At 64.9% G+C, this 22,726-nt stretch carries 25 protein-coding genes; 15 read left to right on the top strand and 10 right to left on the bottom strand.

Annotation, left to right across the window (positions count from 1 at the left end):
• Positions 1-190 precede the first annotated feature (190 nt).
• The 5 genes from ACTHN9_RS18660 to ACTHN9_RS18640 all read right to left on the bottom strand — a co-directional run bounded on the left by ACTHN9_RS18660 (position 191) and on the right by ACTHN9_RS18640 (position 5,342).
• Positions 191-1,348, bottom strand: coding sequence for an ABC transporter ATP-binding protein (locus ACTHN9_RS18660; RefSeq protein ID WP_440538258.1), 1,158 nt, complete (start codon positions 1,346-1,348; stop codon positions 191-193).
• Positions 1,336-2,100, bottom strand: a complete 765-nt coding sequence (locus ACTHN9_RS18655) for an HAD family hydrolase (protein ID WP_440538257.1) — start codon at positions 2,098-2,100, stop codon at positions 1,336-1,338. Before ACTHN9_RS18655 ends, ACTHN9_RS18660 begins: the two co-directional genes overlap by 13 nt.
• Complete coding sequence (locus ACTHN9_RS18650) at positions 2,097-2,960, bottom strand: carbohydrate ABC transporter permease (protein ID WP_440538256.1); 864 nt, start codon at positions 2,958-2,960, stop codon at positions 2,097-2,099. Before ACTHN9_RS18650 ends, ACTHN9_RS18655 begins: the two co-directional genes overlap by 4 nt.
• On the bottom strand, positions 2,957-3,892 hold the full coding sequence (locus ACTHN9_RS18645) for a carbohydrate ABC transporter permease (protein ID WP_440538255.1): 936 nt from the start codon (positions 3,890-3,892) through the stop codon (positions 2,957-2,959). Before ACTHN9_RS18645 ends, ACTHN9_RS18650 begins: the two co-directional genes overlap by 4 nt.
• Before the next feature lie 118 nt (positions 3,893-4,010).
• Entirely contained in the window at positions 4,011-5,342 is a 1,332-nt protein-coding gene (locus ACTHN9_RS18640) for an ABC transporter substrate-binding protein (RefSeq protein ID WP_440538254.1), read from the bottom strand.
• A gap of 284 nt (positions 5,343-5,626) precedes the next feature.
• Between ACTHN9_RS18640 and ACTHN9_RS18635 the strand changes: the two genes are divergently transcribed.
• Both ACTHN9_RS18635 and ACTHN9_RS18630 read left to right on the top strand, forming a co-directional pair.
• Positions 5,627-5,875 carry a type II toxin-antitoxin system Phd/YefM family antitoxin gene (locus tag ACTHN9_RS18635; protein WP_440538253.1) on the top strand — a complete coding sequence of 83 codons (249 nt, stop codon included), beginning with the start codon at positions 5,627-5,629 and terminating at the stop codon, positions 5,873-5,875.
• Entirely contained in the window at positions 5,872-6,258 is a 387-nt protein-coding gene (locus ACTHN9_RS18630; RefSeq protein ID WP_440538252.1) for a type II toxin-antitoxin system VapC family toxin, read from the top strand. The genes ACTHN9_RS18635 and ACTHN9_RS18630 overlap by 4 nt, the downstream gene beginning before the upstream one ends.
• 18 nt (positions 6,259-6,276) lie before the next feature.
• Here the strand turns inward: ACTHN9_RS18630 and ACTHN9_RS18625 are convergent, their stop codons facing one another.
• Complete coding sequence (locus ACTHN9_RS18625; RefSeq protein ID WP_440538251.1) at positions 6,277-7,032, bottom strand: YoaK family protein; 756 nt, start codon at positions 7,030-7,032, stop codon at positions 6,277-6,279.
• A 116-nt stretch (positions 7,033-7,148) separates the two neighbouring features.
• Positions 7,149-7,991 (bottom strand): S-formylglutathione hydrolase, encoded by an 843-nt coding sequence (gene fghA, locus ACTHN9_RS18620; RefSeq protein ID WP_440538250.1) that lies wholly within the window; start codon positions 7,989-7,991, stop codon positions 7,149-7,151.
• Between the two features lie 350 nt (positions 7,992-8,341).
• On the opposite strand from fghA, the gene ACTHN9_RS18615 reads away from it, so the two are divergent.
• The 13 genes from ACTHN9_RS18615 to ACTHN9_RS18555 all read left to right on the top strand — a co-directional run bounded on the left by ACTHN9_RS18615 (position 8,342) and on the right by ACTHN9_RS18555 (position 21,276).
• The gene (locus ACTHN9_RS18615; RefSeq protein ID WP_440538249.1) at positions 8,342-9,742 is read left to right on the top strand and encodes a nucleobase:cation symporter-2 family protein; all 1,401 of its coding nucleotides are present in this window, start codon (positions 8,342-8,344) and stop codon (positions 9,740-9,742) included.
• Positions 9,743-10,349: 607 nt separating this feature from the next.
• Entirely contained in the window at positions 10,350-10,541 is a 192-nt protein-coding gene (locus ACTHN9_RS18610; RefSeq protein ID WP_440538248.1) for a Flp family type IVb pilin, read from the top strand.
• Positions 10,542-10,626: 85 nt separating this feature from the next.
• Positions 10,627-11,163, top strand: a complete 537-nt coding sequence (locus ACTHN9_RS18605) for an A24 family peptidase (protein WP_440538247.1) — start codon at positions 10,627-10,629, stop codon at positions 11,161-11,163.
• A 15-nt stretch (positions 11,164-11,178) separates the two neighbouring features.
• Complete coding sequence (gene cpaB / locus ACTHN9_RS18600; RefSeq protein ID WP_440538246.1) at positions 11,179-12,216, top strand: Flp pilus assembly protein CpaB; 1,038 nt, start codon at positions 11,179-11,181, stop codon at positions 12,214-12,216.
• 153 nt (positions 12,217-12,369) lie between these two features.
• A complete protein-coding gene (locus tag ACTHN9_RS18595; protein WP_440538259.1) occupies positions 12,370-13,659 on the top strand; it encodes a type II and III secretion system protein family protein in 1,290 nt (429 codons plus the stop codon).
• 14 nt (positions 13,660-13,673) lie between these two features.
• Complete coding sequence (locus ACTHN9_RS18590) at positions 13,674-14,090, top strand: CpaD family pilus assembly lipoprotein (protein WP_440538245.1); 417 nt, start codon at positions 13,674-13,676, stop codon at positions 14,088-14,090.
• A gap of 13 nt (positions 14,091-14,103) precedes the next feature.
• Entirely contained in the window at positions 14,104-15,330 is a 1,227-nt protein-coding gene (locus tag ACTHN9_RS18585) for an AAA family ATPase (protein WP_440538244.1), read from the top strand.
• Positions 15,327-16,916, top strand: a complete 1,590-nt coding sequence (locus ACTHN9_RS18580) for a CpaF family protein (protein ID WP_440538243.1) — start codon at positions 15,327-15,329, stop codon at positions 16,914-16,916. Before ACTHN9_RS18585 ends, ACTHN9_RS18580 begins: the two co-directional genes overlap by 4 nt.
• Positions 16,913-17,911 carry a type II secretion system F family protein gene (locus ACTHN9_RS18575; protein WP_440538242.1) on the top strand — a complete coding sequence of 333 codons (999 nt, stop codon included), beginning with the start codon at positions 16,913-16,915 and terminating at the stop codon, positions 17,909-17,911. The genes ACTHN9_RS18580 and ACTHN9_RS18575 overlap by 4 nt, the downstream gene beginning before the upstream one ends.
• The gene (locus tag ACTHN9_RS18570; RefSeq protein WP_440538241.1) at positions 17,908-18,840 is read left to right on the top strand and encodes a type II secretion system F family protein; all 933 of its coding nucleotides are present in this window, start codon (positions 17,908-17,910) and stop codon (positions 18,838-18,840) included. The genes ACTHN9_RS18575 and ACTHN9_RS18570 overlap by 4 nt, the downstream gene beginning before the upstream one ends.
• Before the next feature lie 45 nt (positions 18,841-18,885).
• Positions 18,886-19,806, top strand: a complete 921-nt coding sequence (locus ACTHN9_RS18565) for a tetratricopeptide repeat protein (RefSeq protein ID WP_440538240.1) — start codon at positions 18,886-18,888, stop codon at positions 19,804-19,806.
• Positions 19,803-20,240, top strand: a complete 438-nt coding sequence (locus ACTHN9_RS18560; protein ID WP_440538239.1) for a TadE/TadG family type IV pilus assembly protein — start codon at positions 19,803-19,805, stop codon at positions 20,238-20,240. Before ACTHN9_RS18565 ends, ACTHN9_RS18560 begins: the two co-directional genes overlap by 4 nt.
• Complete coding sequence (locus tag ACTHN9_RS18555) at positions 20,233-21,276, top strand: pilus assembly protein TadG-related protein (RefSeq protein WP_440538238.1); 1,044 nt, start codon at positions 20,233-20,235, stop codon at positions 21,274-21,276. The genes ACTHN9_RS18560 and ACTHN9_RS18555 overlap by 8 nt, the downstream gene beginning before the upstream one ends.
• A gap of 22 nt (positions 21,277-21,298) precedes the next feature.
• On the opposite strand, the gene ACTHN9_RS18550 is transcribed toward ACTHN9_RS18555, so the two are convergent.
• The 3 genes from ACTHN9_RS18550 to ACTHN9_RS18540 form a co-directional block, all read right to left on the bottom strand.
• Positions 21,299-21,580, bottom strand: a complete 282-nt coding sequence (locus ACTHN9_RS18550) for a PAAR domain-containing protein (protein WP_440538237.1) — start codon at positions 21,578-21,580, stop codon at positions 21,299-21,301.
• Between the two features lie 51 nt (positions 21,581-21,631).
• A complete protein-coding gene (locus ACTHN9_RS18545; protein ID WP_440538236.1) occupies positions 21,632-22,480 on the bottom strand; it encodes a DUF4123 domain-containing protein in 849 nt (282 codons plus the stop codon).
• 11 nt (positions 22,481-22,491) lie between these two features.
• Positions 22,492-22,726, bottom strand: a 235-nt coding sequence (locus tag ACTHN9_RS18540) for a hypothetical protein (protein WP_440538235.1), incomplete at its 5' end; no start/stop codon positions are given.

The raw sequence follows: 22,726 nt of genomic DNA, 5'->3' as shown, positions 1-22,726 counted from the left end.
CGCAGCTACAGCCCCAAAGCTGGTCTGCCCGCGCAGGTATGTCTTGACTACCCGCAGCTTGAATTCCTCGTCGTATTTCAACATGAACAACGCCCCAAAGGTTGGATTGATGTCCAACTTTTGGGGTGCACTTCACATCGGGGCTTGCCTGTCACGTGGGGCCCCTTCTCCCTCATGGGGCCCCGCCCCCTCATGCTGCCGACAGCACCTCCACGATCTTGCGATCGTAAGCCTGCCCTTGCTCATCGAATAGATGGCAGTGCTCGGGCGCCGCGCCGAGCATGAGCGATTCGCCTCGCTCGTGCCGCTCTAGCGGGGGAATACGGGCAATGAGACCCTCCGCCGCTCCCGACGCTTCAGCGTAAAGATAGGCGGCATCCCCGAGCGATTCGACCGCCGTCGTGCGCGCCGCCACGCCGAATCTGGGCGCCCCGTCCGCCGCGGCGTTCGGCTGCACGTGCAAGTGTTCGGGCCGAATCCCAACCGTCACGCGCGCGCCCTGCGCGAGCGTTTGCGCGCCCGACGATGCCGTCCCGCGCGTCTCGACGGCCACGCGCTGCGTTTCCCCGCTGGCATAGCGCACGAGCACGCCGTCGCCCGCGATTTGCTCGACGACGCCGTCTAGAAAATTCATCTTCGGCGATCCGATGAATCCCGCGACGAACCGATTCGCCGGCGCGTGATAGAGACGATTAGGGCTGCCGACCTGTTCGACGTTCCCCGCCGACATCACGACGATCTTATCGGCGAGCGTCATCGCCTCCACCTGATCGTGCGTGACGTAGATCATCGTCGTCTTCAGCTCGTCGTGCAGCCGCGCGAACTCGAGCCGCATCTTCACCCGCAAGGCCGCATCGAGATTCGACAGCGGCTCGTCGAACAAAAACACCTTCGGCTTGCGCGTAATCGCGCGCCCGATCGCCACCCGCTGGCGCTGCCCGCCCGAGAGCTGCTTCGGCTTTCGATCCAACAGGTGATCGATGTGCAAGATCTTCGCCGCATTGCGCACGGCGTCGTCGATCTCGGCCTTCTTCGCCCCGGCGAGCTTCAGGCCGAACGCCATGTTGTCGTACAGCGACATGTGCGGATACAGGGCATACGACTGAAACACCATCGCAATGCCGCGTTTGGCCGGCGGCACGTCGTTGACGCGCGCCGCATCGATCAACAGCTCGCCGCCGCTGATCTGCTCCAAGCCCGCAATCATGCGCAGCAATGTCGACTTGCCGCATCCGCTCGGCCCGACGAATACGACGAACTCGCCGTCGGCGATGTCGAGGTTCACATTGCGCAATACCTCGTGCGTCTCATATCGTTTCGCGATGCCGCGCAGCGTCAAGCTTGCCATGATGCGTCTCCTTTCCCATTCATCGCCGTACGCGCCGCATTGGCGACATCGGTCATCCATTGATCCACGAGCGCCGGTAGTGCGCGCATGTCGTCGAATACGTGTTGCGCACCCGCCTGCACCAGCGCTTTCGTGTGTGCGCCGCCGGCCTGCTCGGCGTGCGTTCCGCCGGCGAAGCCGAGCACGACCATGCCCGCCGCGCTCGCGGCCGCCACGCCCGCGACGCTGTCCTCCACGACAAGGCAAGCATTGCTCGGCACGCTGAGCGCGTCCGCCGCGGCGATATAGATGTCGGGGGCCGGCTTAGGCCGCGGCACCCGGTCCGCGCAAAACACGCGCGAGCCGAAGAAGCGATCGAGGCCCGTGCGCGCGAGCACGGACGCGACATATGCCGTGTAGCTGTTGCTTGCGCACGCCTTGGTCAACGCGATTTGCGCGAGCGCCGCTTCGACGCCGGCCACGACGGGCGCCTGTTGCGCCGCCGCTTCCACGCTGCGCCGGATCTCGTCCATTTCCACCGGCGCCAACGATTCGCCGAGCGCCGCGGCGCTCGCTTCGAGGACGCGTTCGATGCGCAGCCCGAGGAGCGGCATGACGACCGGTTCGACGTCGGCATGGGGCCAACGCACCTGCAACTCGCGCACGAGCATCTTCGCCGCCACGGCTTCGCTGTCGATCAGCACACCGTCGCAATCGCAGATCAGCACCCGGTCGCGCCGCAGCTCTCCTGCACCGATTGGCCGCCCCGTCATTTGACGGCCCCGAACGTGAGACCGCGCACGAGCTGCTTTTGCGACAACCAGCCCACGAGCAGAATCGGCGCGACGGCAAGCAGCGACGCCGCCGACAACTTCGCCCAGAACAGCCCTTCCGGGCTCGAGTACGAGGCGATGAACACCGTGAGCGGTGCCGCGTTCGAACTCGACAAATTGATGCTCCAAAAGGCCTCGTTCCACGACAGGATCACGAGCAGCAGCGCGGTCGAAGCGAGCCCGGGCAGCGCCATCGGCATCAGGAGATAGACGATTTCCTGCCAGGTCGCGGCGCCGTCGATGCGCCCCGCCTCGAGGATGTCGCGCGGGATTTCGTTGAAGTAGGTGAATGCCATCCACACGGCGATCGGCAGGTTCATCAGCGTATAGACGATGACTAGGCCGGAGACCGTGTCGAGCATCCCCGTGTTTTTCCACAGCAAATAGATCGGCACGAGCACGCCGACCGAGGGCATCATCTTCGTCGACAGCATCCAAAGCAGCAGGCTTTGCGTGCGGCGCGTGGGAAAAAACGCCATCGTGTAGGCGGCCGGCACGGCCAGCAGCAGGCACAGCACCGTGACGCCCGCCGAGATCAAGATCGAATTGCGGGCGAACAAGAAGTAGTCGCTGCGTGCGAACACTTCGCGGAAGCTATCCAAGGTGGGCGTGAAGAACAACGACATCGTGTAGGCGTCGCGCTCGGTCTTGAACGCCGTGATCATCATCCAGAAGATCGGGAAGAACAGCGCAAGCGCGATCAGCCAGGCGAGCGCCGCGGGCACGGCGCGCTTGACGGCATCGAGCCCGGGCAATTGAGCGCGCAGCGGCCGCGCGCCGGGTACGGTCGGATGGCTCATGCTTCGTACTCCCCTTTCAGATTCTTCGCGAGCATGCGCACGAGGAAGAATGCGACGATGTTCGCGAGCACCACGGCTAAAATGCCGCCCGCCGATGCCAAGCCCACGTCGAATTGCTGCAGGCCGAGCGCATAGATCAAGTAGGACAGAATGGTCGTGGCATTGCCCGGTCCGCCCGAGGTCGTCGTATAGATTTCGGCGAAGATCGACAGCAGAAAAATCGTCTCCATCATCACGACGACGGAAATCGCCCGCCGCAGGTGCGGCAACGTGATGTAGAAAAACATCGCGATCGCGCCGGCGCCGTCGATGCGGGCGGCCTCCTTCTGCTCTTCGTCGAGCGATTGGATGGCCGTAAACAGGATGAGGAATGCGAACGGCAGCCACTGCCAAGCGACGATCACGACAATCGCCGAGAGCGGATAGGTGGCGAACCAGTCGATAGGCTGCATGCCGAACGAACGCATGACGCTCGCCACCACGCCGTACACGGGATGCAGCATCATGTTCTTCCAGATCAGCGCGCTGACCGTGGGCATGACGAAGAACGGGCCGATCGCGAGCATTCGCGCGATACCTTGCCCCGGAAACTTGCGGTCGAAGATCACCGCCATCAAGATGCCGCCCACCACCGTGATGACCAGCACCGCCCCGATCAACTGCAGCGTATGCACGATCGACGGGACGAACGCGGGGTCCGTCACGAGGTATCGGTAATTGTCGAGGCCCGCGAATCCCTTTGCGTCGGGATTGAGCAGGTTGTAGCGCGTGAACGAATACCAAATCGTCATCGCGAGCGGTATCGTCATCCAAAGCACGAGCACGGCGACCGACGGCGCGGCGAGCCAGCGCGTCGAAGCGGCGCGCCGCTCGGGCGTCGGCAGCGCGTCTTGCTCGGCGGCGTGCGAGAGCGGCATGTGAAGATGTCCCATCGTTTCGGACTCCTGATCGGTCTGACGCCGCCCGCATGGGCGGCGCCCTGCGCGGGCCGCGAGGGACGGCCCGCTTTGGAGGACGGTGCGCTCGGTGCGCACCGTCCGCCGGCTGGCGTTACTTCTGGTAGCCGGCTTCGCGCACCGCGCGGTCCGCCGTGGCATTGCCCGCGGCCAACGCTTGATCCACCGTCATTTGGCCGGCAAGCGCGCCCGAGATGCTTTGACCCACCACCGTCCCGAACGATTGGAACTCGGGGATGCCGACGAACTGCACCCCCGTGTAAGGAACGGGTTTCGCCGTCGGGTGGTTCGGATCGGCCGTACGGATCGCGTTGAGCACGAACTCGCCGAACGGTGCAGCTTGCACGTAGCTCGGGTTGTTGTACGTCGATTCGCGCGTCCCCGGCGGCACCGAGGCCCAGCCCTCGTCCTTCGCCACGAGCTTGATGTAGTCCTTGCTCGTTGCCCACTCGACGAACTTCATCGCGTCGTCTTGCTTCTTCGACGTCTTCGGGATGGCAAGCGACCATGCCCACAACCAATGCGAGCCGTTCGGCGTGACCTCGGTCGGCGCCGCCGCGAAGCCGATCTTGTCGGCCACCTGCGATTGGTTCTTGTTATAAAGCATGCCCGCCGCGACCGTCGCGTCGATCCACATGGCGCACTTGCCCGAGGACATCAGCGTCAGGTTTTCGTTGAAGCCGTTCGAACTCGCTCCGGGAGGGCCGTCTTTCTTCAGCAGATCGACGTAGAAATTGACGGCCTTCTTCCATTCCGGGGAAGTGAGCTGAGCATGCCATTTGTCGTCGAACCAGCGCCCGCCGAACGTGTTGACGACCGTCGTCAGGTACGCCATGTTTTCGCCCCAGCCGGCCTTGCCGCGCAAGCAAATGCCGTAGGTGCCGTTTTGCTTGTCGGTGAGCTTGTCGGCGAATTGCGCGATCTGGTCGTAAGTGGGCTTCGGCGGCATCGTGAGGCCCTTCGCCGCGAACAGATCCTTGCGGTAAAAGGTCATCGAGCTTTCCGCGTAGAACGGCAGCGCGTACAGGGTCCCGTTATAAGACAGGCTGTCTCGCACCGTCTTGATGACATCGTTCACGTCGTAGCTCGCGGGCAGGTTCGCCATCGGCGAGAGCCACCCGCGCTTGCCCCACTGCGGCGCTTCGTACGCGCCGATCATCATCACGTCGAATTGGCCGCTCTTGGTGGTGATATCGGTCGTGGCGCGCTGGCGCAAGACGTTCTCTTCGAGCACAACCCAGTTCAGCTTGATGTCGGGGTTGCTCTTCTCGAAATCCGACGAGAGCTTCTTCATCTCGATCATGTCGGGATTGTTCACGACCGCGATCGTGATCGTGGCCGCCGACGCCGGTACCGCCGCCATCGCCGTCAGCGCGAGCGCGCCTGCAGCGAGCGCGCGCTGCGTCAGTCGAGCATTGCGTTGCATTGCTTGTCTCCTTAGGTCTTATACGTTGTGGTGGAACTGCAGGGGCGCTTCTCGTCGAAGCACGGTTCGGACTCGCTCATTCCTTTGCTGCTCGCCCATACGAGCGATCGCTCATCGAACGAGCATTTGCTCTCTTGGTGATCGAATGATCGGATACGCATCGGGGGCCTGTCAAGGCGTAGTCGGCATTTTCGATGGTGCGCTGCGAAAGACTCGGTTGGCCGATCGGTCTATTGCGGATTTGAGCTAAACTAACGAAACTTAGTCCACCTCAACCAAGCGCCATGAAAATCGTGAATATCCACGAAGCAAAGACCCACCTCTCGCGGCTCGTCGATCAAGCCGCGCTCGGGGAAGGTTTCATCATCGCGAAAGCAGGCAAGCCGCTGGCCAAGGTCATGCCGCTAGACGCGCCCAGTACCGAACAGCGCCGCCGCCTCGGATTTCTTGCCGGCGAAATCGTGGTGCCCGACGATTTCGACCGCATCGGCGCCGGCGAAATCGAACATTTGTTCGGAGGCACCGAACCATGAAACTGCTGCTCGATACGCACTTGTTGTTATGGGCCGCCGGACAGCCGGAACGGCTCTCGCCCACGGCTCGATCGTTGATCGAGAATGAAGAGAACGTTCTGTTGTTCAGCGCCGCCAGCCTTTGGGAAGTCACGATCAAAAGCGATCTGGGGCGTGCGGATTTCCGAGTGGATCCGCGCCTGCTGCGTCGCGCGCTAGTCGATAACGGCTATCTCGAACTACCGGTCACGCACCGGCATGTCATGTCGCTGAAGGGGCTCGCGCCGTTTCATCGAGATCCGTTCGATCGGATGCTCGTCGCTCAATCGATCGCAGAAGGCATCGCGCTCGTGACGACCGACCCGGTCGTCGCGCGCTACGAGGGTTTGGTCAAGCAGGTGTGATCGCGGAACGGATAGGGCTCAAAAACGTTGGCCGAATACATCGTCCGCGAGCGGGACGGCGGCGAGCGCCACGAGCACGGTGGCGAGCGGCACGGTCGACACGAAGCCCATGTGCTTGAAGCCGAGCGCACCGGCCACGGCGCCGCAAAAGAACGCGGCTAGCAGCGAGGCGAGCAAGGCAAGGCGCTGACGGTCCGCCTTCACCGGTTGTTCGTGCCGCCGTTCCGGTGCCAAGGGGCCGTTCCAGTAGAACAGCTTGCCGAGTTCGATCCCGATGTCGGTGACGAGCCCCGTGACATGGGTCGTCCGAATTTCGGCCTTCGAGATTTTCGTGATCATCGCGTTTTGCAGCCCCATCACGAAGCACAGCAGCGCGACCGTCGCGGGCACGAACAGCACGCGATGCGCTTCGAGATTCGATCCGAGAAAACCGAACACGAGCAGCAGCGCGGCCTCGAGCATCAACGGCATGGCGTACAGGCTGCGTAGCGCGCGCCGTCGCCCCCAGTTGATCATGATGGCCGAGGTGGCCGCGCCGGCTAGGAACGATAAAAGCGACGCGAGCCACGCGCCGCCTAGCCCGATTTCGCCAAGCGCCAAAGAATCGGCCATCGACGAAACGACACCCGACATGTGCGAGGTATATTGCCCCACGGCGAGAAACCCGCCCGCGTTGGCGGCGCCGGCGACAAACGCAAGCGAACGTCCCAAGCGCCGATTCGCTTCATCCGTCCGCTCGGGATTCGTGAAGGCGCGCATGTAATGAATAGGCATCTCGGCTTGCTCGCTGTGTCGCGCGTACGCAGGGCCCGCTAGCACAGGGAAGTCCCGCGGCGGCGCTTAGCGTACGATCGTTCGATCCTAACACGCCAGGGCACGAACCCTTTACGCTAGGTCAAAGCGCGCGCGTGATGGGCAATGTGATCTTCGATGAACGTCTCGATGAAATAGTAGCTGTGGTCATAGCCTTCGTGGCGGCGCATCGTCAACGGCTGCCCGGCCTCGAGGCATGCCTGCTCGAATACGTCGGGGTGCAATTGCTCGATACGGAATTTGTCGGCCAGCCCTTGGTCCACGAGGATGCCCGCGTCGAAACGCCGCGGGCCCGCGCGCACGAGTTCGCTCGCATCGTAGGCGCGCCACGTCGTCTCGTCGTCGCCCAGGTAGCCCGCGAAGGCTTTCTTGCCCCACGGGCACCGCATCGGCGCGGCGATCGGCGCGAACGCCGATACGGAGCGGTAAATGTCGGGATTGCGCAGCGCGAGCACCAGCGCGCCGTGTCCTCCCATCGAATGGCCGGAGATGCCGAGCCGCGCGCCGTCGATCGGCAGTTGGGCGACCACCGTCTCGCGCAGCTCGTCCCGAACATACGAATACATCCGGTAATGGCGCGCCCACGGTTCGCGCGTGGCGTCCACGTAGAACCCCGCGCCGACACCGAAGTCCCATGCGTCGGCGTCGCCCGGGAGGTTCGCGCCTCGGGGGCTCGTATCGGGCGCGATCAGCGCGATGCCGTGTTTGGCGGCGAAACGCTGCGCCCCGGCTTTGATGGCGAACGTTTCCTCGTTCGCCGTGAGCCCGGCCAAGTAGAAAAGCGCGGGCACGCGGTCATGCTGCGCATGCGGCGGCAAATAGACCGAAAAACGCATCGGCAGGCCGATCGTCTTCGATTCGTGCCGGTAAATGGCTTGCGTGCCGCCGTGCGTCAGGTGGGTCTCGATCGATTCGAGCATTGTGTTTCTCCGGTTCGATGGCGCTCGCGTTCATCGCCGCCGGTGTGGCGAGTGCGGTGTCGCGGAGCGCGAAATCGGGGGCCTACTGGGGCCTACTGGGACAAATTGGGGCTGATCGGTGCGTGATATAAGCGAAGCGCGATACACATCATAACGGCAAGGCCCGGCCGTTCGCGACGATTCGTACTGGCACGCCCATCGTGCCCCGCCTGCCGCCCGTTCGGGCCACGCGGCCTCGCCTGCCCATATCGGCATCGAAAAGGATGGAATAGGCCGTGGCGTCTTGTGCGCCCCTCGCCTTGCGCCTACCGTTGTGCCACCCAATACAAAGAGACAACGGAGCGAGACACATGCAATCGAACACGGTTCATCCGTGCGACGAGCAGTTGCCGTTTGCGCGGCTGCTCACGCTCGGCATTCAGCACGTTTTGGTCATGTACGCGGGCGCGGTCGCCGTGCCGCTCATCGTCGGCGGCGCACTCAAGCTGCCGAAAGATCAGATCGCCTTTCTCATCAGCGCCGATCTCTTCTCCTGCGGCATCGCCACGCTGATCCAGACGCTCGGGTTGTGGATCTTCGGCATCCGCCTGCCCGTCATCATGGGCTGCACGTTCGCCGCCGTCGGCCCGATGGTCGCCATCGGCACCAATCCGCAACTGGGCATCCTCGACATCTTCGGCTCGACAATTGCAGCCGGCGTCATCGGTATCGTGCTCGCGCCGACGATCGGCAGACTGCTGCGGTTTTTCCCGACTGTCGTCGTCGGCTGCGTGATCTCGGTCATCGGCCTATCGCTCATGGAAGTCGGGATCAACTGGGCGGCGGGCGGCGTCGGCAACCCCGATTACGGCGACCCGGTCTTTCTCGGCCTCTCGCTGTTCGTGCTCGCGCTGATCTTGCTCGTCAACAAGTTCTGCCGCGGCTTCATCGCCAATATCTCCGTGTTGCTCGGCATCGTCGCGGGCTTCGCGATCGCGGCCGCGACCGGACACGTTTCGTTCGACGGCGTGCGCGCCGCACCGTGGGTCGGGATCGTGGCGCCGTTTCATTTCGGCCTGCCGCATTTCGATCCGCTCGCCATCGCCACGATGGTGACCGTCATGTTCGTCACGTTCATCGAATCGACCGGCATGTTCCTCGCCGTCGGCGACATGGTCGGCCGCCCGGTCGATCGCGCCACGCTCGTCCGCGGTCTCCGCGTAGACGGGCTCGGCACGCTCGTGGGCGGCATCTTCAATTCGTTCCCGCATACCTCGTTCTCCCAGAACGTCGGGCTCATCGGCGTCACCGGCGTCAAGAGCCGATACGTCTGCGCCACGGGCGGCCTCATCCTCGTCACCCTCGGCCTGTTTCCGAAGATGGCGCAAGTCGTCGCCTCGGTGCCGCCGTTCGTGCTCGGCGGCGCGGGCATCGTCATGTTCGGCATGGTGGCGGCCAACGGCATCAAGGCGCTCTCGCGCGTCGATTTCTCGACGAACCCACATAACTTGTTCATCGTCGCGGTGAGCGTGGGGCTCGGCCTTGTGCCCGTCGTCTCGCCGACGTTCTTCGCGCAATTGCCGCACGCACTCTCGCCGCTGCTGCATAGCGGCATCCTTCTCGCCTCGGTGTCGGCGGTGTTGCTCAACGTCATCTTCAATGGCGTCTCGAGCGCGAAAGAAAATGAAAGCATCGATGAAGGCGTCTATTGCGAACACGACGATCGCCCCGCGACGACGAGGCTCGAGCGCCGCGCGGTCGACCTTCAGTAAGCGAGCCGTCGGTCCAGCCGTCGCATGACGGCCCTTCCGCTAGAGGCGTGCACCGAGTCGACCAGACTTGCCGCGCGCCCTTCGCGTTTGCGCGTCCCCGCGTCCCCGCATCCCGCATCCCGCGATCCCGCGATCCCGCGATCCCGCGATCCCGCGATCCCGCGATCCCGCGATCCCGCGATCCCGCGATCCCGCGATCCCGCGATCCCGCGATGCCTGCGATGCCTGCGATCTCTGCGATCTATCTATTGGCGCTTCCGGTCCTGGGCACACTGCCTTCTTGCGCATTTCATCGCATTCATCGCATTGATACGATTCTTAGTAGACCTGACTATCGTTTACGCCTAGATCCGTTACATCATACGATTCGTCCCGCCGGCCCCCACGGTGCCGCAAACCCTTGTCCCGCCTAGCGATCGGCCGATACGCGAAGCGCACCCGAATTGTTCCGATGAAGCATTCCCGCGCGAAAAATTTAGGGATCCTACGAACCAGCCTAAATCCGCGCAAACGATTGCCGTAAACAAATTTGGGAGCACTTCGTTTCCCGCCCCCGTTGCGAGTGTGGCCGATTGGCCCCCTTCGTCTTTTATTGAGGAGTCCTAATATGTTGCATTTCCTACGGTCCCTTTCGCGCGACGAGCGCGGCGTCAGCGCACTCGAATACTCGGTTCTCGCTGGCATCGTCGTCGTGGCCGTTGCCGCGGCCGGTTTGATCTTCGGTGGCAACACCGGTCTACCGGCCCTGTTCAGCAACATGATCACGCACGTCACGAGCGTTCAGACGAACGGTCATTAATGCGTGCCGACTGAACTCGTTCGGCGATCCCGCCGAACGAGTCGTCCTGCCGGCGCCGGCGCCAGTAGATCGAAAGGCAACCCCTATGTTCTCGGTCCATGCCCTCGCTTGCGCGCTCTTGGCCACGTTAGCTGTCTCCGACTTACGCCGGCGGCGATTGCCCAATGCGATCGTCGCGGCATTCGCCGCCCTGTATTTCGCGCAAGCTTGGATCGCCGGGGTCGATCGCACTGGGCTTGCGACCCATGTGGCGATGGGCCTCGCGGCATTGGTGCTCGCGGCCGCCCTGTTTCGTTTCGGATGGCTCGGCGGCGGCGACGCCAAGCTCGTCGGCGCCGTGTTTTTGTGGAGCGGCCCCGCTTTCGCGACAACTGTCTTTTTCATCGTTTCGTTGATCGGATTGATGCTGGGCCTGGCGCAGATGGCCATCGGCCGGATGCAGCGCCATCGCGCTCGCGCCACTGCGCCCGGATGGCTCGCGCCCGCGCGCGGCGTGCCGTATGGCGTTGCGCTCGCCGTAGGCGGCGCGGCGGCGGTATGGCTGCCGCTCGTGCATGCCTACGTCGTATCGCCGCCGCATATCGCGGCCTGGTCGCTTTCGATCCCTGTGCGGCTCATCTAACGGAACGCCGTCGCCATGCAAAACATTCTCAAACTCGCGGGCTTGATCGTCGTCGCCGCCATCGGCGCGTTCGTCTTGCGCGCGCTGTATGTCGCGGCCTCGCGTCCCGGCCCGGCCAAGCCCGCGGCCATGGTGCGCATTCGCGCTGCGGCCGCGGACTTGCCCGACGGCCTGCTGCTGCGCGATAGCGACCTCGTGTGGAAAAGCGTGCCGCGCGCCGACGCACCCACGGGTGCGCTCGTCGAAGGCCAGCCCGACGAAGCCGATCTCAAGGGCGATCTGCTGCGCCACGCCGTCCATGCCGGCACGCCGCTCGGGCCGGCCGATGTGATCTCGCCGAACTCGCCCGGGTTTCTCGCGGCGGCGCTCAAACCCGGCATGCGCGCGATCTCGGTCGCGATCGACGACGTCTCCGGCAACGCCGGGCTGATCCAGCCGGGCGACTATGTCGATGTCCTCCTGACTCAACAGATTGCCACGTCGCCCGGTGCGACGAGTTCGGCCGACAAGACGGTCGAAGCCGAAACGATCGCCGAGCGCGTCCGCGTGCTCGCCGTCGGCACGGCGTTCACGCGGCCCAAGGACGACGATAAAAAGCCGAGCGAGGCCAACTCGCGCGCGCGCACCGTCACGTTCGAGGTCACGCCGCGCAGCGCGGAAGTCGTCACGGTGGCGGCACACCTCGGCTCGCTTTCGTTGGCGCTACGCAGCTTCGCCACCCGTGATCGGAACGCGTCCCAAGCCGAGGACGTGATCGAGCCCCAGAGCGAACCGGTTTGGGCCCGCGACGTTTCGCGCGGACTTCGCACGCTGGCGCCCGCGCCGCAACCCGCGGCGCATTCCGTCGCCCGGCACGCGAGCCCGAGCGAACAATCGGTCGTGATCTACCGCGGCTCCAAACAGAGCGATTCGCTCGCCACCCGCTCGCTGGGACTGCAAATCAACATGACCGGACCGCTGCCGCCGTTGCCGAGCGGCGCTCCGCCGTCGGCGCCCGAATCGGCGCCCGCCGCACCTGCCACGCCGGCCCCGGCCGCTCGTCCTGCTGCATAGGATTGCTCGATGATGGACGTCATTCGTTTTGTTCTAGGCCTCGACCGCGCCGCACTGCGCCGCGCGCTGGCCGCCTTCGCCGGTCTCGTCTTGACCGCTGCGATGCTTTGCCCGAGCGCTGCGTTCGCCCAGAGCAACGCAACGAGCGGCGCAATGAGCAACGACACGCTGCTGACGGTACCGGCCGGCGGCGGGGCGATGGTGCAATTGCCCGAAGCGGCCGTGGCGGTGTTCGTGGCCGACCCCGATGTCGCGGACGTCCACGTGCCGACCCCGAAAACGGTGTTCGTGCTGGGCAAAAAGGCCGGCACGACGACCTTGTTCGCGCTCGGCGCCAACAACCGCCCCATTCTTCGCAAAACGATTATCGTCGCGCTGGACACCGCATCGATTCAGCGCCTGCTCGATGCGCGTTTTCCGCAGTGGCGCCTGACGGTCGCCAGCGCGCCCGGTTCGTTGATGGTCAGCGGACGCGTACCGAGCGCGGCCGACGCGGACGCGGTCGTGCAAACGCTCAAGCCGTACCTGCACGATCAGGAAGCGCTCGTGAACCGCCTCACACTTGCGCAGCCGATTCAAGTCCATCTGCGCGTGCGCATCACCGAAGTCGATCGCAACATCACGCAGCAGCTAGGGATCAACTGGAGTTCGCTCGGCACCGCCGGCAACTTCGTCGGGGGGCTGTTCAACGGCCGCGCGTTCATCGATCCGACGTCGAAGCTGTTCAACCTCGCCCCGTCCGGCGCGTTCTCGGTGGAAGGCGGCTTTCATACCTCGCATTTCTCCATCGACGGCGTACTCGACGCACTCGATCAAGAAGGCTTGATCACGATGCTCGCGGAGCCCAATCTCACGGCGATGTCGGGCCAAACCGCCAGCTTCCTCGCCGGCGGCGAGTTTCCGATTCCCGTCGCGCAGGATACGACCGGCGCGATCACGATCGAATTCAAACCGTACGGCGTCTCGCTCGATTTCACGCCGACGGTACTCGCTAACAACCGAATCAGTCTCAAAGTCCGGCCGGAAGTCAGCGAAATCGACCCGACCAACAGCGTGACGACGGGATCGATCAAAGTGCCGGCGCTGACCGTGCGCCGCGTCTCGACCACGGTCGAACTCTCGAGCGGACAAAGCTTCGCGATCGGGGGCCTGTTGCAGAGCAAGAGCAGCGACGTGCTCTCGCAATTGCCCGGACTCGGGCGGCTGCCCGTGCTCGGCAAGCTGTTCTCGTCGAAGGATTATCTGAACAACAAGACGGAAGTCGTCGTCATCGTGACGCCTTACATCGTGCAGCCCGTCGGCCCGGGTCAACTGCACGACGCACTCGATAGCGTCACGCGCCCGAGCAGCGACGTCGAGTACGCACTGCAACGCGCCCTAGGTCTCGATCCGCTCGCCGGCGACGCGCCCCGCCTCGTCGGCGCGGCCGGCTTCGTCTATTGAATGGGAGCCGAACCATGCGCAATCGCTCATTCCGCCACCTTGCTTCGAGCGCGACGTGCTTCGCGACGCTCTTCGCCGTGCTCTTCGGACTCTCGGCCTGCATGTCCGAGCACCCGCCGCTCGGCATGCCCGACGACACCGTGATCGGCTTCAGCGCGCAAGACGGCGGCCGCGCCATCCCGCCGCAATGCGTCCAATTGAATCAGCCGTCGCACATGATCGATGCGGGCCGAGGCCGTCCCGGCGTCGAATTCGGCTGCGCCACGTATTCGAACCTCGCGGCCATGCTCGCGCGGCCGGCCGATCTCGTCGCCCCGCTGCCCTATGCCGGCGCGGACGCCGCGCTCGGCGCGAGCGCGGTGCGCGCTTACGACGAAGGGCGGACGCAACCGCTCAATCCGACGTCGACGACGACGTCGGTCGCGCATTAAGGAGCGAGCCGCCATGGGTGCCTTCGAGCTACGTTCCGCCAACCGCCGTGCACAGCCGCTCGCGACCGACCGCATCATCGCCGTCGTGGCCGATGCCAGCAGCGAAGAGGTCATTAAAAATCTCATGCTCGATCAGGGCATCGGACACGCCTATGTCGCACGCGGCGGTATCGACGACGCCATCGAGTTGATGCGCGGCCTGCCTCACTCGCCGCGGCATCTGCTGGTCGACGTGTCGGGCGCGTCGATGCCCGTGTCCGAATTGATGCGACTCGCGGAAGTGGTCGATCCGTCGGTCAGCGTGGTGGTGGTCGGCGATCGCAACGACGTGGGCCTGTTCCGCTCGCTGCTGCGCATGGGCGTGCAAGACTATCTCGTCAAGCCGCTGACCGTCGAACTCGTGCAACGTGCGATGGCCGCCAGCGATCCGAGCACGTCGGCGCGCGCGGGTAAGGCGATCGGATTCATCGGCTCGCGCGGCGGCGTGGGCGTCACGACGATCGCCACGGCGCTCGCGCGCCATCTTGCCGACAAGACGCGCCGGCGCATCGCCTACGTCGACCTCGACTTGCATGGCGGCGCGGCGGCATCGATGCTCGGCATCGCCGCGGGCAACGGCCTCGCCGAACTGCTGCAACACACGCACCGGCTCGATCAGCAGCTCATCCACCAAACCGCCGTCGCGCAAAGCGATCGGCTGTTCGTGTTCGCCGCCGAGCTTCCCTACGAGCAGCCGCTCGCACTGCGTGCGGGTACCGTCGCCGAACTCGTCGCCGCGCTCAAGCATCACTTCCACTATGTCGTGCTCGACGTGCCGCAACGCGCGGGCGGCTTCGTCGACGAAACGCTCGATGCGTGCGAGACGATTCACGTCGTCGCCGATCGTTCCGTGCACGCGGCGCGCGAAACGGCTCGGCTCTGTCGCTTCGCCGAAGGCCGCCCGGCCGACGCCGCGGTGTCCGTGCTGCTCAACAATGCCCAACAGCCCGTGCGCGGGCGCGTGGCCCAGGCCGATTTCGTGCATGCGCTCGGCCGCGCGTCGGTGCATGAGTTTCCCTATGAGCCGCAAACGCTCGCCGTCGCCGAAAACCTCGGCGAAGCGATCGGCGAAGGCAAGCACTCGGCCTTCGCACGCGCAGTCGTCTCGCTCGCCGACGCCATCACGGGCTCGGAGGCGCCGGATGTCGTCGCCCCTCGTCCGTGGTACGCGCGCGTGCTGCGTAAGCGGAGCGCAGCATGATGTTCGGACGCCGCAGCAACGCGCCCTCGTTCGCGCCGCTAGCGCCGGCCGCGGGACATGGCGCGCACGCCGATGCGCCGAGCCGAGCCGGCGCGAGCGCGAGCCCGCCCGCTAGCGCGGCCGGCAATGGATCGGATGCGGCAATAAACGCGGCGAACGCGGCGAACGGAACCAAGGCGACCAACGCAACAAACGTAACAAACACAACTAACGCGACAACGGCGCCCATCGCGACCACGGTGCCGAACGCCGCAAACGCCAAGCCCGAGGCGCCCCCGCACGCGAGCGACGCCGCCACGCCGCTGCCGGCCGATCGCCACGAAGCGCTGATCCGTTCGGACATGTTCAAGACGATCCGCGCGGCCGTGTTTTCGTCGATGAATATGTCGGCGGCGCTGATGATGTCGCGCGCGCAGGTGCGCGAAGGCATCGAGCAGATCGCCGCGGAAACGATCGCGCGCGAACGCATGACGATCACGTTGGCCGAGCAAGCGCTCATCGTCGACGAAATGCTCAACGACATGTTCGGCGTCGGACCGATCGAGCCGTTGCTCGCCGACGAAAAAGTCACCGACATTCTGGTCAACGGTCCCGATCAAGTCTATGTCGAACGCAGCGGGCGGCTCGAACTCACGCCGCTGAAGTTTCGCGACAATGCGCACGTGATCAACGTCGCGCAGCGGATCGCGGCGGCCGTCGGGCGGCGTGTCGACGAAAGCAGCCCGCTTGTGGACGCGCGCTTGGCGGACGGCAGCCGCGTCAACGTCGTGTTGCCGCCGATCGCCCTGCGCGGCGCATCGATCTCGATTCGCAAGTTCGCCAAGCGCAACATCACGCTCGCGCGCATGGCGCAGCAGGGCAACATCTCGCCGGCGATGGTGGAAGTGCTGCGCATCGCCAGCGCCTGCCGCTTGAACATCGTGATCTCGGGCGGCACGGGATCGGGCAAGACCACGCTGCTCAACGCGCTGTCGAACTTCATCGATCCGCACGAGCGCGTCGTGACGATCGAGGATGCGGCGGAGCTGCAGCTTCAGCAGCCGCACGTCGTGAGTCTCGAGACACGCCCCGAGAACAGCGAAGGACTGGGCGGCATCTCGCAGCGCGATCTCGTGCGAAACGCACTGCGGATGCGGCCCGACCGGATCATCCTCGGCGAGACGCGCGGCACCGAAGCGTTCGACGTGCTGCAAGCGATGAACACGGGCCACGACGGATCGATGACGACGATCCACGCCAATACGCCGCGCGATGCCATCACGCGGCTCGAGAGCATGGTGATGATGGCCAACGGCAACTTGCCGCTCGTCTCGATTCGCCGGCAGATCGCGAGCGCCGTCCATATGATTTTGCAGATCGAGCGGATGCGCGACGGGATGCGGCGTGTGACGCGCGTCACCGAAATATCGGGTATGGAGGGCGACATCGTCATCACGCAAGACCTGTTCGCCTACCGATTCAATGCCAGCGCCTACGAAGAACAAGTGCAAGGCACGTTCGAATCGTCCTCGCTGCGCCCGGCTTTCGCGCAGCGAGCGGCCTACTACGGCCTCGAAGAACAGTTGATCGGAGCGATGCAATCGTGACGCCCGCCGACGTCGTTGCAGGGGGGGGCTTCTTCGCGATCGTCGTCGCGGGACTGATCGTGCGCGCGCTGCGCGAGATGACGCGCAAGCAACCCGCCCAACGCATCGCTCGACGCGTCACGGCACTGCGCGACGTGCGCACGGGCAGCGCCAGCGCATCCGCCGCCGCGCGACGCGACAAACCGTTGCACCCGCTCGTCAGCCTCGATCGGCGCTCGGGCAACGAGCCCGCGTGGCAAGCGTGGCTGCGCGCGAAGCAGCAACGCATCGAAACGATCGCGGGCCGCTCGGGCGTGCGCAAGATCATTATCGTGGCGGTCTTGGCGGGCCTCGCCTCGTTCGTCGCCGCCTCGCTCGCGGGGCTACCGTTCTGGTCGCGCGTGCTCGGCGCGCTCGTCGATGCGCTCATCGCCGTGCGCGCCACGTACCTGTTCATCATCGCGCGCTTCAAGCAACGCTTTCTGGCCGTGTTTCCCGACACGCTCGATCTCATCATTCGCGCGGTGCGCGCCGGCATTCCGGCCGTGCAGGCCATTTGTACGGCCGGCGTCGAAAGCGAGGAGCCGGTGCGCTCGACGTTCCGCACCATGGGCGACGCCTTGCTCGTGGGCGCCGAAGTGAAGGACGTACTCGAACGAGCGGCCGAGCGGTTGCAGCTCGCCGATTTTTCCTTCTTCGCCGTCTGTCTGGTCTTGCAACGCGAAACGGGCGGCAATCTGGCCGAGACGCTCGAGAATCTCGCCGGCATCGTGCGCACACGCCGCGACATTCGCGCGAAGACGAAAGCGCTCACGGCGGAAGGCCGCATCTCGAGCAAGATCATTTCCGGCGTGCCGTTCTTCATCATGGGCTTTCTCTATCTCGTCAATCGCCCGTACATCTCCCTGCTGTTCAACACGCGCGCGGGTCACAAGATGCTCGTGCTCGCGGCGGTGCTGCTGACGATCGGACTGTCCTTGATCCGAAAGATCGCCAACTTGGATACCTCGCGATGAATGCGACCGACATTTGGACGAATCTAGCGCTCGTCGCGCTGTTGGCCGGCGCCACGGTATGGCTCGTGATGCATGGGCGCGGCGTGCGTTCTCGTATTGCACAGCGCGCGCGGCTTGCCGTCACGCGGGCGAGCGCGCCAGGACAGGAACGCAACGTGCCGCAACAGCTCGCGCATAAGGTCGCGAGCATCGGCGAGCGGATGCCGATCATCGATGCCGCCGAGCGCGGCAAGCTCGCGATGCGGCTGGCCAGCGCCGGCTTCCGCGAGCCGCGCGCCGTTTCGATTCTCGCGGGACTGAAAATCGTGTGCGGCGCGTGCGTCGCACTCGGCGCGATCGTGCTGGCACCGCATCTGCCGCGGATTGGCGGCTACTTTGTGCTGCGGCTGCTCGCGATGGCCGCCGCCTTCGTCATCGGCATGATGCTGCCCGAGTTCGTCCTCGGGTACACGATCAAGCGCCGCCAGCGCGCGATTTCGGCCGCGCTGCCCGACGCGCTCGACCTGCTCGTGATTTGCACGAACGCGGGCAACAGCCTCGTCGTCGCGATCAAACGCGTGGCCGCCGAGTTGCGAACGATCTGTCCGCCGCTTGCCGACGAATTGTCGGTGACGGCCGACCAGTTGCAGATCGGCGGCGACAGCGCGGCCGCGCTCAATGCGATGGCGGCCCGTATCGGGCTGACCTCGATGCGCGCGCTCGTGACGACGCTCGTGCAGTCGCAACAGTACGGCACGCCGATCACGCAGTCGCTGCGGATGCTGTCTCGCACCGAGCGCTCGATGCAAATCATCGCGCTCGAGGAAAAAGCCGCGAAGCTCGCGCCGAAGATGACGCTGCCGATGATGCTCTTCATCATGCCGACCGTTGCATTGATCGCGGCGGGGCCGGCCGTCATCCGGCTCATCGCGGTGTTTCATCAGCATTGAATCGAATCGAATGGATTGCCGGTCGCTTCGACCGTCGGAGGTTTCATGAATCCAATCAACTTGCCCTCGCGACGTCGACTCGTCGCTGTCCTGGCCGCTTGCGCGCTGAGCAACGGCTTGTTGGCCGGCTGCGCGAACGAACCGCAGGTGCAAACGCGCCCCGTCATGTCCGAGCGCGGGGCCGACAAGCGCACCGATCTGCGCATCGCCGAAAGCGCGCTCGATAGCGGCGACACCGCGCTCGCGATTTCCCTGTTCGAGCGCACGCTGAAAGCCGATCCGCATTCGCTGCCGGCGGAACTCGGGCTGGCCGACGCCATTTATCAAACGGGCGATCTGCCGCGGGCCGGCGTGCTCTACGGCCAAGTCGCGGCGGCGGCGCCCGACGATCCGCGCGCGCAGCTCGGGCTGGCGCGCGTGGCGCTGCGCGAGCGCCGCTTGGACGATGCCGTCGCCCGCTATCGCCGTCTGCTGCAGTCGCACCCCGATAACGCCACGGTCGCCGAAGGCCTCGGCGCGGCGCTGGATCTGCAAGGCGAGCATGCGAAGGCGCAGGCCGTCTATCGCGCGGCACTCGCCCGGCATCCGGAGGTGCAGGGGCTGAAAACCGATCTAGGCCTATCGCTCATTCTCGACCGCCACGCCCGCGAAGGCGCGAATGTGTTACTCGATGTGGCCGGTTTGCCCGATGCGCCCGCCCAAGCGCGCCAAAACCTCGCGCTGGCCTATGGCGTACTGGGCAACGGCGAGGCGGCCAAGCGGATCCTCACGACCGATCTGCCCGAGGCGTCGGCCGAAGACAATCTGCGCTTCTATCAAAACTTGCGGGCGCGCTGGGCGGATCCGGCAGCGGCGCCGACACCGTCCGGTGCTCAAGCGCACGCAAGCGCAACGCCTAGCGGCGATACCGCGCGCGTCGAGCGCGTGCCGTCCGAACCGAGCGCCGCGACCGGAGCGCTGGAATGAACCGGCTCGCGCGACTCGCCCGCCTCGCCTCCGACGAACGCGGCGTCGCGGCGCTCGAGTTCGTGCTCGTCTTCCCGTTTTTGATGACGGTGCTGTTCGGCATCGTCGATACGAGCTTATTGCTGTGCGACAAGGCCGTCATTACGAATGCCAGCCGCGAAGCGGCGCGCGCGGGCGTAGTGGTGCGGGTGCCGCAGATGGCGGCAAGCGACGTAGCCAATATCGCCCTCGCCTATACGCAAAACAGCCTCGTGACGGGGGGCACAGCCACGACCCCGACGGTCAGCGTGACGCAGGCGTCGGGCACTTCGCCGGGCAGTCCGCTTTCGGTGACGGTCACCTACACCTACGAAGGGCTCGTGCTCGGCTCGGCGATGAGCGCGTTGACGGGGCCCGTTACCGTGAGTGCGACGACCGTGATGAACTATGAATAGGCGTTCGCCGTACGCACCGGGGCGCAGTGCTTCGCCGCGCAGGCAGCGCGGCTCGGTGCCGCTGTGGTTCGTGTTGACCGTCCCGGTCTTGCTGACCTTCGGCGCCTTCGCCGTGGACATGCCTCGTGTCACGACCGCGCGCAGCGAACTTCAGAACGCGGCGGATGCGGCGGCGCTCGCCGGTGCCGCCAAGCTGCTCGGGGGCGGCAGCGGGCCCGACTGGCCCGATGCGGCCAGCGCGACGAATGCCGCGGTATCGCTGAACCGATCCGACGGCGTCACGTTGACGAGTGCGAGCGTACAAACCGGTTATTGGAACCTCACTGGTTCGCCGTCGACACTAGAGGCGCAGACGATCTCGCCCGGCAACTACGATGTCCCCGCCGTGCAGGTCACGGTGACGCGTAACGCCAGCACCAACGGCGGCGCCGTATCGTTGCTGCTCGGCGGTTTTCTCGACTACCTCACGACACCGGCGAGCGCGACCGCCGTGGCTGTGGCCGCCGCGCCGTCCACCGTCGGCGCGGGGGGCCTCTTTCCGATGGTCGTCGATCAATGCGTGCTCGATCAATATTGGAATTCGCAAACGAACGAGCCGATGATCGACCCTTCGACGGGCCAGCCTTACGAGATTCAGCTCGGCAATGCACCCAACAGCGGTACCTGCCAGGCCGGTCAATGGACGTCGTTCCTCACCAACGCGAACGACGTGCCGACCGTGCGCGGGTTGATCGCGTCGGGCAATTCGGGGCCGATTTCGATCGGCGACAACATCTGGATCGAGCCTGGCGTGAAGACGACGATCTACAGCGATGTGCCGGTCGGCGTCACGATCGTCGTGCCCGTTGCGACGCAGATCGATACGCACAGCTATGTGCCGGTGATCGCGTTCGCCGCGTTTTACGTCGACGGGTCGTACGGCGACAACCAGAAGTACATCGAAGGGCATTTTGTCGGCGGGTACCGGATTCCCGTGTCGTCGTGGGGCGTGGGGCCGGACTATGGCGCGTATGTGGCGCCGCGGTTGGCGCTATGAAGCAATAGACGTCGATCGCGCACTAGCCGCCCGCCTCCGCCGTGACGCTGCCGATGAGCGTGCAGCCGCACTCGGTTCGATGGCCGTGCATGGCCACACGCCGGTTGCCGATGGTGAACGTCGGGTGCGCTTCGACGATTCGATTGACACCATGCGGACGACCGTCCGGATATTTCTCGGGACAATCGACGAGATCGTCCAGGCGGGCGATTTGCCGGCCGCCGATCGTATGCGTTTCCGAGCCGGAGATAACCCGGCCCCCGTGCGAAGTCGTATCGCCGACCACGATGATTTTGAGCGGCATGTCGAATTTTCCTTGTCGGTACCAGTGAGCGTTGACGATCGTTGCGCGGCACTAGGCAGCGCTTGGGCGCTTCAGTTCACTCCAGACCGAACCCGGTATCCGGTCCACCGCCGCATCGAACGACCCACCTGTTTGGCGGCGCTGCGTCAGCGCCTCCCGCACCTTCGGATGCCGATCGAAGTCGGGCCCGTAGCGGTACGAGTAGTCGCAATAGGCGAGACGGTCGCGGGGGTCGGTGAACCCCCACTCGCAAGCGCTCCCGTATCGAGGTTCGAAATCGACAAAGCGGCTCCGATAGGGGAGCGTGTGATCGATATGCCCGAGGTCGATCAACGAGGCCATCAATTCATCGGGCTCCGAATGCGCCATGAACCGGTCGATATCGCTCTGGGCGAGTTCGATCACGACCGACCGTGAAATTCGGCCCGGTTCGGACGAATCGGCGTCGCGATTTTGGACCGTCTGCCATGCATCGTGACGCCCGCGATAACTGAGCTGCGCGATCGGCGCTAGGAACAGATTGCGAATTTCTTCGCCCCACAATTCGAGCACCGCGCCCGTGTTGCGGGGATCGAAGAATCGGACCATCGCGGTCATCCCATCGCCGATCCCCGCAAAGAGAAACGCACGCAGGTGCGTCGCGAGATCGGGCAGGCCGACATGGCTCCAAATCAGCGTGAGGCACGGAAAATGAAGGTCGATCTCGTTCAGTTCGTCGACCCAGGTTGCCTCCGGATCATCCATCCGGGCCAGAAACAGCGAAGCGGGCCCAAGTTGTTCTTCGGGCAGCCCCTCGTAAAGCGAAACGAACGGCGTGCCGGATCGCTCCAGTAACGGCGCGAGTTCGGCGGGGCTTGCGGCGCCGTCGATCAAAGCGAATTGCTGAAAACGCTGCTGCATCGAGTTGTCTCTTATGCTGTCTTGGCTTCCCACGGATCCTCGCGCTTGGTGCCCACCGCGAGCCGTTCGGATTCGGCGGCGAGACCCAAATAGGCGATGCGCTTTTTGCCGCCTTCGAAGAAGACGCGAGGCCAGCCGTAGCCGCCTGGCGCGTACTCATGGAACCAAGGCACGCGGAACCAGATGCGGCTGTCGTGGACGTAGTCGTCCAGCAGCTTGACGACCGACGGCTGAAGCTGCTTGGCC

The organism is Trinickia sp., assembly GCF_051953405.1.
GTDB lineage: Bacteria > Pseudomonadota > Gammaproteobacteria > Burkholderiales > Burkholderiaceae > Trinickia.
The sequence above is the reverse complement of the archived record's forward strand: the minus strand, read 5'-3'. Positions and strand labels throughout refer to the sequence as shown.